The 15,431-nt window shown below is 68.4% G+C and carries 14 protein-coding genes; 5 read left to right on the top strand and 9 right to left on the bottom strand.

The window, feature by feature from the left end:
* Positions 1-28: 28 nt before the first annotated feature.
* Complete coding sequence (locus ACW14X_RS14755) at positions 29-1,384, top strand: MATE family efflux transporter (RefSeq protein ID WP_457162478.1); 1,356 nt, start codon at positions 29-31, stop codon at positions 1,382-1,384.
* Positions 1,385-1,438: 54 nt separating this feature from the next.
* Complete coding sequence (locus ACW14X_RS14750; RefSeq protein WP_457162477.1) at positions 1,439-2,014, top strand: DinB family protein; 576 nt, start codon at positions 1,439-1,441, stop codon at positions 2,012-2,014.
* 146 nt (positions 2,015-2,160) lie between these two features.
* Here ACW14X_RS14750 and rplI read toward each other — a convergent pair whose 3' ends face one another.
* From rplI to ACW14X_RS14715, 7 genes are all read right to left on the bottom strand, one after another.
* Positions 2,161-2,613, bottom strand: coding sequence for a 50S ribosomal protein L9 (rplI, locus tag ACW14X_RS14745; RefSeq protein WP_160026142.1), 453 nt, complete (start codon positions 2,611-2,613; stop codon positions 2,161-2,163).
* An 11-nt stretch (positions 2,614-2,624) separates the two neighbouring features.
* Entirely contained in the window at positions 2,625-2,861 is a 237-nt protein-coding gene (gene rpsR / locus ACW14X_RS14740) for a 30S ribosomal protein S18 (RefSeq protein ID WP_008355445.1), read from the bottom strand.
* A 71-nt stretch (positions 2,862-2,932) separates the two neighbouring features.
* Entirely contained in the window at positions 2,933-3,529 is a 597-nt protein-coding gene (locus ACW14X_RS14735) for a single-stranded DNA-binding protein (RefSeq protein ID WP_160026141.1), read from the bottom strand.
* 110 nt (positions 3,530-3,639) lie between these two features.
* Positions 3,640-3,927 (bottom strand): 30S ribosomal protein S6, encoded by a 288-nt coding sequence (rpsF, locus tag ACW14X_RS14730; RefSeq protein ID WP_091044123.1) that lies wholly within the window; start codon positions 3,925-3,927, stop codon positions 3,640-3,642.
* Positions 3,928-4,030: 103 nt separating this feature from the next.
* A complete protein-coding gene (locus tag ACW14X_RS14725) occupies positions 4,031-7,207 on the bottom strand; it encodes a heavy metal translocating P-type ATPase (protein WP_457162476.1) in 3,177 nt (1,058 codons plus the stop codon).
* 5 nt (positions 7,208-7,212) lie between these two features.
* A complete protein-coding gene (locus ACW14X_RS14720) occupies positions 7,213-7,416 on the bottom strand; it encodes a heavy-metal-associated domain-containing protein (protein ID WP_160026139.1) in 204 nt (67 codons plus the stop codon).
* A 33-nt stretch (positions 7,417-7,449) separates the two neighbouring features.
* The gene (locus ACW14X_RS14715; RefSeq protein ID WP_008355454.1) at positions 7,450-7,770 is read right to left on the bottom strand and encodes a metal-sensitive transcriptional regulator; all 321 of its coding nucleotides are present in this window, start codon (positions 7,768-7,770) and stop codon (positions 7,450-7,452) included.
* Between the two features lie 72 nt (positions 7,771-7,842).
* On the opposite strand from ACW14X_RS14715, the gene ACW14X_RS14710 reads away from it, so the two are divergent.
* Together ACW14X_RS14710 and ACW14X_RS14705 are read left to right on the top strand one after the other, a co-directional pair.
* Positions 7,843-8,637, top strand: a complete 795-nt coding sequence (locus tag ACW14X_RS14710) for a deoxyribonuclease IV (RefSeq protein ID WP_457162475.1) — start codon at positions 7,843-7,845, stop codon at positions 8,635-8,637.
* Positions 8,638-8,840: 203 nt separating this feature from the next.
* Entirely contained in the window at positions 8,841-10,880 is a 2,040-nt protein-coding gene (locus ACW14X_RS14705; RefSeq protein ID WP_457162474.1) for an acyltransferase family protein, read from the top strand.
* Positions 10,881-11,374: 494 nt separating this feature from the next.
* Here the strand turns inward: ACW14X_RS14705 and ACW14X_RS14700 are convergent, their stop codons facing one another.
* Positions 11,375-12,784, bottom strand: a complete 1,410-nt coding sequence (locus ACW14X_RS14700) for a CHAT domain-containing protein (protein ID WP_457162473.1) — start codon at positions 12,782-12,784, stop codon at positions 11,375-11,377.
* Positions 12,785-13,141: 357 nt separating this feature from the next.
* Between ACW14X_RS14700 and ACW14X_RS14695 the strand changes: the two genes are divergently transcribed.
* Positions 13,142-13,393, top strand: coding sequence for a hypothetical protein (locus ACW14X_RS14695; protein WP_457162472.1), 252 nt, complete (start codon positions 13,142-13,144; stop codon positions 13,391-13,393).
* A 437-nt stretch (positions 13,394-13,830) separates the two neighbouring features.
* On the opposite strand, the gene ACW14X_RS14690 is transcribed toward ACW14X_RS14695, so the two are convergent.
* Positions 13,831-15,423, bottom strand: coding sequence for a S8 family peptidase (locus ACW14X_RS14690; protein WP_457162471.1), 1,593 nt, complete (start codon positions 15,421-15,423; stop codon positions 13,831-13,833).
* Positions 15,424-15,431: the final 8 nt, after the last annotated feature.

The raw sequence follows: 15,431 nt of genomic DNA, 5'->3' as shown, positions 1-15,431 counted from the left end.
CGCGCCGACGGTGTTTAACCTTGAGACCGTGACGAGCCGGGCGGATGCGAAGAGCTACTCGAAGACCGACCGCCGAGGCCTCGACAAGGAGATCTGGCGGCTGGCGATCCCCGCCTTTCTGGCCCTCGTCGCCGAGCCGCTCTTCCTGCTGGCGGACTCCGCGATCGTCGGCCACCTCGGCACGCGCGAGCTCGCCGGCCTCGGTGTCGCGGGCGTCGTGCTCCAGACGATCGTCGGGCTCTGCGTCTTCCTCGCGTACGGCACCACGGCATCGGTCGCCCGCCGCATCGGCGCCGGGGACACCGCCGGCGCGCTTCGACAGGGCATCGACGGGATCTGGCTCGCGGTGATCATCGGGGTCGTCGTCACGATCCCGGTGATGGTTCTGGCCGAGCCGCTCAGCCGGGCGGTCGGCGCAGGTGACGAGGTGGTCGGCCCCGCGACCACCTACCTCCGGATCGCCGTCCTCGGGGTGACACCGCTGCTGATGATGCTCGCGGCCACCGGTGTGCTCCGTGGGCTGCAGGACACCAAGACCCCGCTGGTCGCGGCGGTCGTGGCCAACGTACTCAATATCGTGCTCAACCTCGCCCTCGTCTACGGCGCCGGGCTCGGCATCGCCGGCTCGGCGATCGGCTCGGTGATCGCACAGGTGCTGGCGGTCGGGATGCTGACGTACGTCGTGGTGCGGGCCGCCCGCGGCCAAGGCGTACCGCTGCACCCGGATGCGTCCGGGATCCGGGCCTCCGCGCGGGCCGGCGTGGCCCTCGTGGTTCGCACGCTGACGCTGCGCATCGCGCTGCTGGTCACGACGTACGCCGTCACCCACCTCGCCGTCGGCGACCAGGCTGTCGCCCTGGCGACCCACCAGATCGCCTTCACGCTGTGGACGTTCCTGGCGTTCGTGCTCGATGCGATCGCGATCGCCGCCCAGGCGCTGACCGGGCGGTCGCTCGGGGCGGGCGACACCCGGGAGACCCGCGCCATCACGGCCCGGATGGTGTGGTGGGGCGTCGTGATCGGCGTCGTGGCAGGCGTACTCCTGGCTGCTCTCGCTCCGTTCCTCGGCGCACTCTTCACCGAGGACCAGGCGGTGCGGGAGCTGTTGGTGCCGGTGGTGATCGTGGCGGCGATCGCGCAGCCGATCGCGGGCGTCGTCTTCGTGCTCGACGGGGTGCTCATCGGCGCCGGCGACGGGCGCTATCTGGCCTGGGGTGGGGTCTGGACCCTTGTGGCGTATGTCCCGCTCGTCGCGCTGGCCGTCGCTCTCGGCGGTGGGCTGGTGTGGGTGTGGATCACCTTCGCGGTCGGTTTCATGGGCGCCCGCTTCGTGGTGCTGACGCTCCGTGCCCGCAGCGACCGCTGGCTGGTCACCGGCGCCTGAGCCTCACCCACATACTCGGTTGCGCTGCGCCCGGGTTGGCGTCAAGGTCAGGACATGCCCGCCGATCCGAAGAGCACCCTGAAGACGTACATCGATGCCCGCCGCGAGGCGCTGATCTCCAAGGTCGAGGGCCTCTCGGAACGGGAGGCGCGGCTGCCGCGTACGCCGACCGGCACCAACCTGCTCGGCATCATCAAGCACGTCACCGGGGTCGAGGCCGTCTATCTCGGGTCGACGTTCGGGCGTCCCTTCCCGCATCCCGAGGAGCTGATCTCGGAAGAGCAGTGGGACATCGACCCGCAGGCGGACTGGTACGCCACCGAGGACGAGACGATCGAGGGCATCATCGACCTCTACCGCCGGGTCATCGCCCACGGTGACGAGACGATCGAGGCGCTCTCGCTGGACACCGTCGGGCACGTGCCGCACTGGGGCAACGAGGAGGTCACCCTGCACCAGATGCTGGTGCACCTCTTCGCCGACCTCGCCGGTCACGGCGGACAGGCCGACATCCTTCGTGAAGAGGCCGACGGTGCCGTCGGCTGGCGCCGGGCGGGCGACAACATCCCGCCGGAGTACGACTGGCCGGCGTACGTCGCGAAGCTGACCGACATCGCCAACAAGTTCTGACCCGAGGCGTCACTCGCGTCGGCCGAGATGGCATTCAGGTGCCCGGTCGAACGACCTGAGTGACGTCTCGGCCGACGTACCTGACTTCTCGGCGAAAACGAACAGGCCCGCCTCCCGGAGGAGGCGGGCCTGGGTGAATCCCTAGATCAAGCGGGGACCACGTTGAGGGCCAGCTTGGCGGACACCTCGTCGTGGAGCTTGACGGAGACCTCGTGAGCACCGAGCGCCTTGATCGGGTTGCCCAGCGCGATGGTGCGCTTGTCGATCGACTCGCCGGTGGTCTCGGAGACCGCGGAGGCGATGTCGGCGGCGGTGACGGCGCCGTAGAGGCGGCCGTCCTTGCCGGCGCGGACCTTCACGTTGACCGTGTTGGCCTCGAGCTTGCCCTTGATCTCGGCGGCGTGAGCCTCGTCGCGCACGGAGCGAGCCGAGCGCGCAGCCTTGATCGAGTCGGCCTGCGACTCGGCGCCGCGGCTCCAACGGATGGCGTCGCCACGCGGGATCAGGTAGTTGCGGGCGTAGCCGTCCTTGACCTCGACGACGTCACCGGCGGAACCCAGCCCGGTGACCTCCTGCTGAAGGATGATCTTGGTAGCCATGTCGATCCTCCTCAGCGACCGGTGGAGGTGTAGGGCAGCAGAGCAACCTCGCGCGCGTTCTTGACGGCGATGGCCACGTCGCGCTGGTGCTGGACGCAGTTGCCGGTCACGCGACGGGCACGGATCTTGCCGCGGTCGGAGATGAACTTACGGAGGAGGGTGGCGTCCTTGTAGTCGACACCGGTCGCCTTCTCCTTGCAGAACTGGCAAACCTTCTTCTTAGGCTTGCGAATCACTGCCTTGGCCATTGTGGTGCTTCCTTTCTAGAAGCCCGGCAAGCGCCGGAATGGTTGAGGGATTCGGAATGTGGATCTGTTGATCAGAAGGGAGGCTCGTCGTTGCCCACGCCCGGGGTCGCCCACGGGTCGTTGGCCGGCGCGCCGCCGCCCGCGTTGGCGGGCTGCTGCGGAGCCGGCGAGGCCCACGGGTCGTTGCCACCGGCCGGAGCCTGCTGGCCACCGCCCTGGGGGCCGCCGTAGCCACCACCCTGGTTGTAGCCACCGCCGCCGCCCTGGTTGTAACCGCCGCCGCCACCCTGGCCGCCGGACTGGCGGCTGGCCTTGGTGACCTTGGCGGTCGCGTAGCGGAGCGAGGGACCGATCTCGTCGCACTCGAGCTCGAAGACAGTGCGCTTCTCGCCCTCACGCGTCTCGTAGGACCTCGACTTCAGGCGACCCTGAGCGACGACACGCATGCCGCGCTGCAGGGACTCGGCGACGTTCTCAGCAGCCTGGCGCCAGATCGAGCAGCGCAGGAAGAGGGTCTCCCCGTCCTCCCACGCGTTGGTCTGACGGTTGAAGCTGCTGGGCGTCGAAGCAATCGTGAAGTTGGCAACGGCTGCACCGGACGGCGTGAAGCGAAGCTCCGGGTCGTCGGTGAGGTTGCCGATCACGGTGATGACGGTGTCGCCTGCCATGAGATCTCCCTTGAGTCTGATCTGGGTGTCGGTGTCGGTTCAGGAGCTATTTCCCGTATGGGCCCAAACATAGGACCCCGCACCGACAATTACCGACGGTGACATCCGCGTCACTTGGACGGACGGATGACCTTCGTACGCAGGATCTGCTCGTTGAGGCCAAGCTGGCGGTCGAGCTCCAGAACGGTCTTGGGCTCGGCGGTCAGGTTGACGACGGCGTAGATGCCCTCGGCGTTCTTGTTGACCTCATAGGCCAGACGACGGCGTCCCCAGACGTCAACGTTCTCGACGGTGCCACCATCAGTGGTGACGACCTTCAGGAACTTGTCAAGGGTCGGGGCGACGGTGCGCTCATCGAGGCTGGGCTCGAGGATCACCATTACTTCATAGGCGCGCATAGCGTTCTCCACCTCCTACGGACTCGGCGGCCATGGTCTCTCCATGGCAGGAGGGCTGATGCGATGTCCCATCTCCGTCTGTGGAGAGGGACGAGTCAGGGTATCAACCAGCGGTTTCCGTGGCCGAATCCACGGCCTCGACCGTGAACGGCACCGTGATCACCTCTCCGTCGCCGAGCCGGAACTGGGCCCAAAGGCGGTAGAGACCCGCCTTCGGTACATCCAGATGCAACCCGAGCTCGGGCCCGAAGGAAGCGCCGGGGACCGCCAGCTCGTCGCCTTCGGCGTGGCCGTGCACGAACGTCTCGCCGTCCGCGCTCATGACCACGACGTGGCCGGCCGCCCCGAGGTAGGGCTGTAGATCGTCGACAACCTTCCCGGTGCTGTCCTCGAAGCGGAAGTGCAGGTCGCTCTGCTGGTCGGCGACCGGCGTGCCCTCGAGCGTGACGGTCAGATTGTCGACAGTCGACGATCTCGGGCTCGCCTCCAGCGGGACGGCCGGGGGCTGCGTACCTTCGACGGTGAGCTGCTGCCGGTCGAGCACGTCAGCCATGTCGGCTCGGCGCCGGAACTCGGTGTCGACGCGGTAGGTGCCGCCGGCAGGGAAGGTCACGTCGGTCTCGAGCTCGCCCGGCCGGCCGGTCGGCTCGGCGTGGAGGTGGCGGAACCAGGAGAGGTCCTGGCTGGTCACGATCACGTGCATCCAGGCCTGGTGGGTGCGGCCGAGGTCGGTGACCGGGTCGCCGGTCGCGGCGTCCGTGACGAGGAACCGGAGCCCACCCTCACGTTGCGTGATCGCGACGTCGATGCCCGACTCCTCGGAGGCGACAGGGGCGATGTCGACCTCGTGCATCTCCGTCATCGACGGACGCATCGGGCTCATCCCCTGCGCCCATTCCAGGATGCCGTTCATCCCGCGCTGAGCGGGCTCGGTGCGGCTCAAGTAGGTCAGGCCGGCACCGATCGAGATCGCGATCACGGCCGTGACCAGCAGGTATCCGCCGTCGCGGACGCGGGTGACGAAGCCCCGACCGGCGTACGCCTCGGGGGTCTCGGGGCGGCGGAAGCCGCGCAGGCGCAGCGCGTTGGTGACCACGCTGACCGAGCTCATCGCCATCGCGGCGCCGGCCAGGACCGGGTCGAGAAGGGCGAGCGCGGCGACGGGGATGAGGAGCACGTTGTAGGCGAACGCCCAGAACAGGCCCTGCTTGATCGTCGCGACGGTACGCCGGGAGAGCGCCAGCGCGGTCACCACGCCGCGGAGGTCGCCGCCCACGAGGGTGATGTCGGAGGCTGCCAGGGCGACGTCGGTGCCGGTGCCGATCGCGATCCCGACGTCGGCCTGGGCCAGCGCCGGGGCGTCGTTGATCCCGTCGCCGACCATCGCGACGACCTTGCCCTCGTCCTGGAGCTGCTGGATCCGGGCGAGCTTCTGCTCGGGCAGCAGGCCGCCGGCGGCGTGACGTACGCCGACCTCGTCGGCCACCTTCGCCACCGTCACGGCCGCGTCGCCGCTGAGGATGTGCACCTCGACGCCCGACTCCTCGAGCAGGCGCACGGTCTCTTTGGCCTCGTCGCGGACCTGGTCCGCGACCCGGATCGACCCGGCGTACGTGCCGTCGACCGCGACCAGGACGGAGCCGTTGTCGGCGGCGTCGATGCCGTCCTCGGCCAGCATCGCCGAGTTGCCGACGACGACCCGGCGCCCGTCGACGTACGCGCTGATCCCGCGCCCCGGGTGGGCCTCGAACGCCGAGACCTCCGCGTCCCCGGTGTCGGCCGAGGCCTCGGCACGGGCTCGGAGCGCGGTGGCGAGGGGGTGGTCGCTGCCGGTCTCGGCGGCGGCGGCGATCCGGACCAGCTCGTCGCGGGTCCAGCCAGCGGCCGGGACGATCTCGGAGACCTCGGGCTTGCCGTGGGTGATCGTCCCGGTCTTGTCGAAGACGATCGCGGTGACGGAGCGGGCGCGTTCCAGGGTCTCGCCGGAGCCGACGAGTACGCCGAGCTCGGCGGCGCGGCCTGCCCCGACCATGACGGCGGCCGGCGTGGCCAGGCCGAGGGCGCACGGGCAGGCGATGATGAGGACCGCGATGGCCGCGGTGACGGCGCTGGTCAGACGCTCGGCGTCGGGGCCGAGGACCAGCCACCCGATGAAGGTCAGCGCTGCCACGACGAGGACGGCGGGCACGAACACCGCCGAGACCCGGTCGGCGAGGCGCTGCAGCTTGGTGCCGGAGCCCTGGGCCGACTCGACCATCGCGATGATCTGCGCCAGCGTGGTCTCGGCGCCGACCGCGGTCGCCTCGATCTCGAACGAGCCGGTCTGGTTGATCGTCGCGCCGATGACGATGTCGCCCTCGGTCTTCCGCACCGGGTCGCTCTCGCCGGTGAGCATGGACTCGTCGACGTAGGACGATCCGGCGACGATGCGGCCGTCGACCGGGATCTTCTCCCCGGCGCGTACGCGAATCCGGTCGTTGACCTGCAGGTTCGCGACCGGGACCGTGACGTCACGACCGTTGCGGACCACCGTGGCCGTCTCCGGCATGAGGCCGACGAGGGCCTTGACCGCGTCGGCCGTACGCGACTTCGCCCGTGCCTCGAGCCAGCGGCCCATCAGCACCAGCGCGACGATGACCAGGGCGGTCTCGAAGTAGAGGTGGAGCGGCAGGCCCCACGCCTCGGCCTGCCCCATCCACAGGGTCACGAAGGCGCTGTAGGCGAAGGCGATGCCGGTGCCGAGCGTGACCAGGGTGTTCATGTCGACCGTCCCGTGGCGTGCGCCTCGAGCCGCCGCGACGTAGATGTCCCGGCCCGCCCACCACTGGGTGATCGCGGCGACCACGAGCACGATCGACATCACCGGCTCCATGGCGTCGACGGGGAGCGGGACGTACATCAAGGCCATCAGGCCGAGCCCCACCGCCAGGGCCGTGACCCACCGCCGCTTGAGCTGGACGAGCTCTTCCGCGCGGCGTACGTCCCGACCCGACTCAGACGTCGCCGCCTCGTCGATGTGCGGCTCCTGCGGATTGTCGACAGTCGACGATCTCAGGACGGCCTGATAGCCCGCCTTCTCGATGGCGGCGCTGATCTCGGCGAGGTCGGTGCGGGTGGGGTCGAAGTGAACGAGGGCGGTCTCGGTGGCGAGGTTGACGTTGGCGTCCTCGACACCCTCGACACGGCTGATGGCCTTGGTGACACGGCGCACGCAGCTCGCGCAGGTCATGCCCTCGATCTCGAGCTGTTGCTCGGTCGGATTCGCGGCGGTGGGGGTCATCATGATCAGGCCAGCGAGTAGCCGGCCTCCTCGACGGCCGCGCGAATCGCGTCGTCCGAGATCGGCTCAGCGGCGGTGACGGTGACGTTGCCCGAGGCCAGGTCGACGTCGACATTGCTCACGCCGGCGATCTCGGTGACCTCTTCGGTGACAGAGGAGACGCAGTGTCCGCAGGTCATACCGACGACAGTGAAGTTCTGGGTGCTCATGAGAATCTCTCTGGGTTGTTGGATTGTTGACAATCAGGACCGGACGAGGCGAGCGATGGCGGCAGAGGCCTCGGCGAGCTTCTCGTCGGCCTCGGCGCCACCGTTCTGGACCGCGCCCGCGACGCAGTGACCGAGGTGCTCGTCGAGCAGCCCGAGGGCGACGGCCTGGAGCGCCTTGGTCGAGGCGGAGACCTGGGTGAGGATGTCGATGCAGTACGCCTCGTCCTCGACCATCCGCTGCAGCCCGCGCACCTGACCTTCGATGCGCTTGAGGCGCTTGAGATAGGCCTCCTTGTTCTTGTTGTGGAGGTATCCGTGATCCGCGTGGCCTTCGGGCCCGGTGTGCTCGTCCATGCGGCCTACCATACCCCCGTAAGGTATGAAGTCAAGCCAACATATGTCGGTGCCGCGCCCTAGAATGAAGCCATGGCTGTTGCGATCGGTGCCCACGTAGACCAGACCGACCCCGTTGCCGAGGCGACCGCGCGCGGCGCGAGCCTGGTGCAGTTCTTCCTGGGCGATCCGCAGTCCTACAAGGGCCCGGTGGTGACGTACGCGGACGGCGCAGCCGCCCTCAAGGCGCGCGCGGAGGAGCAGGGTGTCGATCTGTACGTCCACGCGCCCTACATCATCAACGTCGCCACGACGAACAACCGGATCCGGATCCCGAGCCGCAAGCTCCTCCAGCAGCACATGGACACCGCGGCCCAGGTCGGCGCCAAGGGCCTGATCGTCCACGGCGGTCACGTCAACAAGGACGACGACCCGGCAAAGGGCTTCGACAACTGGCGCAAGGCGATCGAGGCGACCGACATCAAGGTTCCGCTCCTGATCGAGAACACTGCGGGCGGCGACAACGCGATGGCGCGCTACCTCGACCGGATCGCCGGCGTCTGGGAGGCCATCTCCACCGCCGACGGCGCGGAGAACGTCGGCTTCTGCCTCGACACCTGCCATGCCCACGCCGGCGGCAACCCGCTCGAGACCGTGGTCGAGGACGTCCTCAAGATCACCGGCCGGATCGACCTGGTCCACTGCAACGACTCCCGCGACGAGTTCGACTCGGGCGCCGACCGCCACGCCAACTTCGGGGCCGGCCGCATCGACCCCGACCTCCTCGCCGGCGTGGTCCGCGACGCCGGGGCCCCGGTGATCTGCGAGACCCCGGGCGGTGCAGCGGAGCACACCAGCGACTTCGCCTGGCTCCGCGAGCGACTCTGACCGATTCTCACCGAATCTTCACTTCTGTCAGCCGAGTCGTGAGTTCTGACGGACGAAACTGCACATTCGTCCGCCACAACCGAAGATTCGTTCGCCACAGCTGCGGTCTCGCTCACCAAAGGTGAAGAATCGGCTGAGAATCAGACCACCCAGCGGGGCCGTCGGCTATGACCCAACCGGGCCATTGACTTATTGTTGATCGAATGGGTTCGAATTGGCGCGCCGATGTTCAAGGTCTCCGTGCCGTCGCTGTCGGTCTAGTGATCGCAGGACACGCGGGGCTCTCAGGATTCGAGGGAGGGTTCGTCGGAGTCGACGTCTTCTTCGTCCTCTCCGGGTTCCTGATCACCACTCTGCTGCTGCGTGAGACCGACCGCAGCAGCAGAGTCAGCATCAGTCAGTTCTACGCTCGCCGCGCCCGCCGCATCCTGCCGGCGGCGACCGCGACGATGCTGGTCGTACTCACCTACAGCGCGATCGTCCTGCCCCAGACCCGCACCGACCAGATCGCGGGCGACGCAGGCTGGGCGGCGGTCTTCCTGGCGAACGTGCACTTCGCCAAGGAGGCGGTCGACTACTTCAACAACGCCGCGCCCTCGCCGTTCCAGCACTACTGGTCGCTCTCGGTCGAGGAGCAGTTCTACGTCGTCTGGCCGCTGCTGGTGCTCGCGGTCGCCCTCTGGATCCCGAAGCACCACCGCCGCCGCGCGATCACCGCGCTCGCAGCGCTCGTGGCGGTGGTCAGCCTCGCCTGGTCGCTGCACGCCACCGCTGCCGACCCGACCACGGCCTACTTCTCCACCCCGGCGCGGGCGTTCGAGCTCGCCGCCGGCGCGCTGCTCGCCTGCGTCGCCGGACGACTGACCCGGATCAAGAAGCCGTACGCAGCCGCCCTCGGCATCGCCGGTGTCGGCACCCTCGTCTACGCCACGACCAACTTCAGCGAGGCGACGCACTTCCCGGGCTGGCACGCCCTGGTCCCGGTGCTCGCCACGGTCGCGCTCCTGGTCGCCGGCCCCGCCACCCCGACCGGCTGGCTGCTCTCGAAGCAGCCGTTTCGCTACCTGGGTGACATCTCGTTCAGCCTCTACCTGTGGCACTGGCCGATCCTGATCCTCGCGCCCGAGGCCATCCCCGGCGGCGGCGTCCGCCAGCTGCTGATCATGCTGGCGCTCATCCTGGCCGCCTCCGCGGCGAGCTACCACTGGATCGAGATGCCGTTCCAGCGCCACAAGATCCCGCACCTCACCAAGGGCCGCCGCGCGCTGGCGCTCTGGCCCGCCGCCGCCGCTCTCGCCCTGGTCGCGGGCACGAGCTCGCAGGCGTACGCCGGCTACCAGGTCGACGTCGCCAAGGCCAACGCCGAGGAGTGGTTCAAGGAGAACCCCGACGTCCTCGAGACCGACGACAAGCCGGTCACCGGCGTACTGAAGAAGACGGTCAAGGCCGCCGAGGAGGGCGCACCACTGCCGCCGGAGGTCGAGTTCGACGCCACCGACTCGTGGGCCGAGCGCGGCGGCTACTGCTACGCAGGCTACGGCGAGACCAAGCTCGACGGCGACTGCGTCTACGGCGACGGCAAGGCCGAGCGCACCGTCGCGGTGGTCGGCGACTCCCACATCGGGATGTGGCTGCCGGCCCTCGACACCCTCGCCGAGCGCCAGCACGTGAAGCTGGTCCCGTTCGTGAAGCTCGGTTGCGCCGCGTACGGCGTCAAGCAGAAGTCCTCGAAGATGACCGTCGAGGAGTGCGAGGACTTCCGGTCGTGGACCAACGAGCAGATCGCCGAGCTCGATCCGGACACGATCGTCGTCGGCGCCCGCGGCATGCTCGACATGGAGGAGCGCGACGGCGTCTCGACCGAGGAGCAGTGGCGCGAAGGCGTACGCCACGGCGTCAGCGCCTTCGAGAAGGTCACCCCGGACGTACGCGTCTTCGCCGATGTCCCCGCTGTCGACAGCGACCCCGGCGAGTGTCTCTCCGACGCCCGCAACCTCCTCGAGGACTGCGTCGTGAAGCCCGACGGCACCGAGGTCGACTCCAACGAGGTGACCCAGGAGGCGCTCGAGGGCACCGAGGCCGCGTACGTCGACATCGTCGACCTGGTCTGCACCGAGCGCTGCCCGCTCGTCGTCGGCGACGTCGTCACCTACTACGACGACTCCCACATCACCGCGACCTGGGTCGACCGGGTCACCCCCGCACTCGGCAAGCGCCTCGGCCGCCTCGACCGTTCCGCCTAGAACACATTTCAGTTCTGCGGCGGCGGAACCATTGCCGTAGCCGCGTCGGCGCGGAAGAATCGAAGGTTGCCGGGCGGGGCAGTCAATCCCCTCACCGCCCCGCCCGGCCCATGTCTTGGCCACTCGTGGGTTGGGCATCCCCCTCTTGCCCAACCCACGTTGTGGCCCCGAAACCGCCTGCCTCCCCCAAGGCGGCGGCGCCAGCGTCCGAACCGAATTCCCCCGAATCTCGGTCCGGACAGCCCCAAGGAGTACGCGACCGACCGCCTGATACACGCTCGCCGAAAACTTTCTTGCGATCCGCGAGACAGTTGCCCAGACCCTAGGAGACTCAGTCACATCTGGCGTGACTGAGTCTCCTAGGGTCGCCGGGCTACTGACTGAACCCGGTGCGGCGGGTGCCAGGCCCCCGGGATGCTCACACTGAGCTCCGTCGCAGGGTGGGCGAGGACCTTGTAGGTCTCGCCCACCCACCTCGGTAGGCAACGGCGCCGTTACGAGAAGCAGACGAACGGGGCTGGCGGGGCGTCGGTGGTCGCTGCCGGGAGGGACTCGGCGAGGGCTTCGGCCGGAGCCAGGCCCTTCGCGAGGGCGCCGTGAAGGCGGCTGAACACCTCGTACGCCGCCTCATCGGCCACGACGGCAGGCGAAGCGATCACGGCGCGGGCACCGGCGTGCAACCAGGCTCCGACCAGGCCGATCAGCTCCTCGCCCCAGCGGATGGTCGAGCGTCCGACCTCGCAGGCCGAGAGAAGTACGACGTCGGGGACGGCGGAGAGGCCGTCGATGTCGTAGCCGTACCAGGTGCCGTCGGCGAGCTCGAGGCCGGAGAAGAGCGGGTTGTCGGCGGAGTGGTGGCCGTGTGCGGCCAGGTGGAGTACGTCGACCTCGGCCGCCAGTGCGGAGACGGCGGATGCGGTCGCGTCGGCGCCGGTGAGGATGTGCGAGCCGCGCCAGGCGGTGGCGCTGTGAGCGACCTCGTCGGCGGCGCGCATGACGCGGGGTCCGGCGACGAACCCGGCCACCTGGGTGCGCAGCGGGGTGTCGGCGCGGCTCAGCCAGGCGGTGGCGCTCTGGGCCACTGTGACGGGTCTGCCGGTGAAGCCCGACAGGAGCGTCCACGGCACGGCCGCCAGCACCGCCGAGGGAGTCAGCACGACGGGCCGGTCGCCGATCCGATCCAGGACCGGCGCGACGAGCAGGTCGGAGAGCTGCTGGAGCCGGGCGGTCAGGTCGCCGCGTACGGCGGCGCCCAAGGGCCCCGGGAGGTCGGTCGCGGCGACGTCGAGATCCGGCAGCAGGCCGCCCAGGAGCGACCCGAGCGCGGCCTGCTCGCCGAGGTCGATCCGGGTGGCCGCGTCGTCGGTCGCGACGAGCGCGACGATTCGTCCTGCGGCGACGACGTAACCGACGAGCGCATGACCTCCGATGCGTTCACGCAGTTCAGGCAGTGAGATCGGGTCGGAGACCTGCCCCGATCCCTTGACCCGCCAGGCTCGCTGACGGATCTGCTCACGCAGCTCGTGCTCGCGTTCGGGCGACACCTCACCGCGCAGCTCGGCCAGGTCGGCGGCGAGCTGAGGATCAGACGGCGGCCGCACCGGCTGGACCCGCGAAGCCAGCATCCGCGAGCGCTCCGACCACTCGAAGAGCACGTCGGTCTCGCCCGACTCGACGGCCAGCTCAAGGCCGCGCCTGGCCAAGGTCCGGCCGTGTCCAGCGACGTTGGTCTGCAGGTCGAGGCTGCCGAACGAGCTCTGCCACAGGTGGAAGTCATCGAGCCCGGCCCGCAATTCGCGAAGCCCAGCCACCGCACGGCCGGCGGCCACCGCCAGCTCGGCTCGCAGCTCTCGCTCCAGAAGCCGTACGTCGATGGGCGCCTCCGGCGGAACCGGACCGACCACCCTGCCGCTCGCGGGCCTCGTCGGTAGACCAGACGCGTCAGCCGAACGAATGCGTGCCAACCGAGCCTGCATCCGTGCTCTGAGCGCAGGCCATCTCAGTCCTTGCTCCTCGAGCGGACCTGCCAGCGCCTCACCGTCCTCCGCAGGGTCGTGCCCAGCAGTGACGGCTGCTTCGAACGCCACCGCCCGAGCTCTCAATGCCAGCCCCGGAGCCTTCGCCTCTTCGAACCATCCCAGCGCCGATCGCGCAACTCGTTCGGCTTCCACCGGATCGGTCGCCAGGAGATGCGACGACAGGGCGAGCTCTGCCTCCCCCTGTCGCTGCCGCTGCCCCTTCGACCCGTAGGCGTCGGCCGCTTGACGCAGCATCGCCCCGCCCTGCCGTGTCAGCCCCGCTGCCATCAGCACCTCGGCCCGATCGGCATCACACACGGCCTTCAGAAGCGGACCAGCGCCAGCCTGGACGTCGTAACACGCGGCCATCACCTCAAGCGCCCCGACCAGTTCACCGCCAAGAAACAAGGCATAGCCCCGGTTGTGGTCGGCCATCGCTGCGGCGACATCATCGCTTTCAGCTCTGAAGTTCGCCGCGGCGGCGGAAAAGTCTAAGACCGCAGCCTCAATGTCGTGCTGATCAAGGTAGACCGTTCCACGGTTGAGGTAGGCAATGGCCAGATCCCTATGTCTGGTCCCCAGCGCTTCGATCGCCTCACCAAATGTGTCCAAGGCCTCAGCTGGACGTCCCGCTCTTCGCAGCAGTGTGGCCCGTTGCTGCAGCATCAGGCCACGGGTCTCAGTATCAGCGCCACCAACCTCCAGAGCCTGATCAAGGAGCCCAAGGGCATTGTCGAGATCCGACTCGTCGGCAGCCATGTAGGCAAGTGTCGATTCGGCCCGGGCTTGCAAAGCGGAGTCTCCCTCGGACAGGGCAAGACTTCGTGCCTGCTCCAACAAGCGCTGGGCCTCGGCGAGGTTGCCAAGCGTCAACTCAACAACGCCACGCCGATGGAAATCCTCGCCACCCGACATTGCGAAGGCCTTGTCCGTCAGCTACCGGGACTCAGGGTCGTCAATTCAGCCAGTGCCGTCCACGCCGCCTTGAGATCCTGTTCGAGGTCACGGCCGATCCCTGCCTCGAAAAGGCGCTGGGCAATGCGACCCGCAAGGATCGGCGCAGCGAACGACGTACCGCTCCAGGTACCAAAGCCGCCACTGAAGTCATCCGGATCCAGGGAGGAACGTGAGCGCCCTTGATGTGTGGTGGCGGCCGCGGCCTGAAATCCGCCGTCAAACGTCGTCGGGAAGGTGCTGACAACACCTGCGCCTATCTCACGAGCCCGTACCCACGACCCGTCGTTGCTGAAGAGGGCGTCCGTGACACCGTCGGGGTTGAGCGCCCCGACCGAGACGACAGGCAGAAGCCCCGGATGCGGCTCGACAGGGCCTGTTCCGTCTGTCCAGGGAGCAAACGCGGCCGGAAAGAAGGGACGGCTGGTGCCCTCGTTTCCGGCCGAGCAAATGACGGTCGTTCCGTTGGCGGAAAGATCAGCGAGAATCTCGTAAAGCATGTCGTCGAAGAGTTGGTCTGACGGCGTCTCATGGTAATAACCCATCGACAGACTCAGGACATCGATCCGGCGCCCTCTCGAATCGCCTGCACGATAGAGCCGCACAAGCTCAGCGATCTGGGCCAGCGCGGTGAGCCAGTCCGTCTCGGCGATCGGACCGTCCGGCGGAACGATCCGCCAAGACAGGATCTCCGCATCTGGGCATGACTGGTGGATGAGACCGGCGATGAAGGTGCCATGCCCTGCGTACGGATCGATGAGCCCGTCCAATGCACCGACCTGATCAGGATCAACCTCCGAGTCGGGCGCATTCGCGGGCCAGCCGATCGCGTATCCGTCGAGCCGGACGTTCCGTTGCACGAAGTCAAGCCACGGGTGCTCTCCGCAACCAGTGTCCAGTACTGCGACAACCGGGCGTTCGCGTCCGCCGAGGTCGGCATCAGGAGTTCGGTGTGGACGTTTACCTACGTAAGCCACAGGCTGGCGGCCACCGGTGCCGAGAGGGTCATACCCATCAGAGATGTAGCCACCCCCCGGGTTGGGCATGTTGTGCGGGTTGGGCATGTTGTGCGGGTTGGGCATGTTGTGCGGGTTCGGCATGTTGTGCGGGTTCGGCATGTTGTGCGGGTTCGGCATGTTGTGCGGCGTGGACCCGACCTCCGGCACAGGCACCAGGACGTGCTCCAAGCTCACTCCGCGCGCACCCTCTAGCCGCTCGGCCCGGAGCGTCTGAAGAACAGCCCAGGCGTCAGGCGCCTGTGCGGCTCGCCCTGCTCGAACCCCGATCCGCACACGCCGTACACCGAACCGGAGCCCGACAGCACATTCGGGCTCGTCCTCAGCAATGGCACGCCAGCCAAGACCCTTCGCGGCCTTCTCGATGCGCTTGAAGGTGTCCTCGAAGTCGACCGACTTGGAGATCAGCAGGACTGACGATGAATAGATCGTCGAGCGAGCAGCAACGCCGTCGACGGCGACGGCGTTGGTCGGGTCGAGGACTCGCGCCTCGGTGGAACCGTACGCGACCGACAGCAGGGGCTCGCGCTCTCTGCGGGTGGGGCGGTGGGCCATCGTTACTC

It is taken from the genome of Nocardioides sp. YJ-D4, from assembly GCF_054031495.1.
The sequence above is the reverse complement of the archived record's forward strand: the minus strand, read 5'-3'. Positions and strand labels throughout refer to the sequence as shown.

Coding starts and splice junctions, on each gene's coding strand:
- rpsR (WP_008355445.1), bottom strand. CDS start 2,861: ATGGCCAAGGCAGTGATTCGCAAGCCTAAGAAGAAGGTTTGCCAGTTC.
- ACW14X_RS14725 (WP_457162476.1), bottom strand. CDS start 7,207: ATGACCCCCACCGCCGCGAATCCGACCGAGCAACAGCTCGAGATCGAG.
- ACW14X_RS14690 (WP_457162471.1), bottom strand. CDS start 15,423: ATGGCCCACCGCCCCACCCGCAGAGAGCGCGAGCCCCTGCTGTCGGTC.
- ACW14X_RS14750 (WP_457162477.1), top strand. CDS start 1,439: ATGCCCGCCGATCCGAAGAGCACCCTGAAGACGTACATCGATGCCCGC.
- ACW14X_RS14720 (WP_160026139.1), bottom strand. CDS start 7,416: ATGAGCACCCAGAACTTCACTGTCGTCGGTATGACCTGCGGACACTGC.
- ACW14X_RS14710 (WP_457162475.1), top strand. CDS start 7,843: ATGGCTGTTGCGATCGGTGCCCACGTAGACCAGACCGACCCCGTTGCC.
- rpsF (WP_091044123.1), bottom strand. CDS start 3,927: ATGCGCGCCTATGAAGTAATGGTGATCCTCGAGCCCAGCCTCGATGAG.
- rplI (WP_160026142.1), bottom strand. CDS start 2,613: ATGGCTACCAAGATCATCCTTCAGCAGGAGGTCACCGGGCTGGGTTCC.
- ACW14X_RS14735 (WP_160026141.1), bottom strand. CDS start 3,529: ATGGCAGGCGACACCGTCATCACCGTGATCGGCAACCTCACCGACGAC.
- ACW14X_RS14705 (WP_457162474.1), top strand. CDS start 8,841: ATGGGTTCGAATTGGCGCGCCGATGTTCAAGGTCTCCGTGCCGTCGCT.
- ACW14X_RS14715 (WP_008355454.1), bottom strand. CDS start 7,770: ATGGACGAGCACACCGGGCCCGAAGGCCACGCGGATCACGGATACCTC.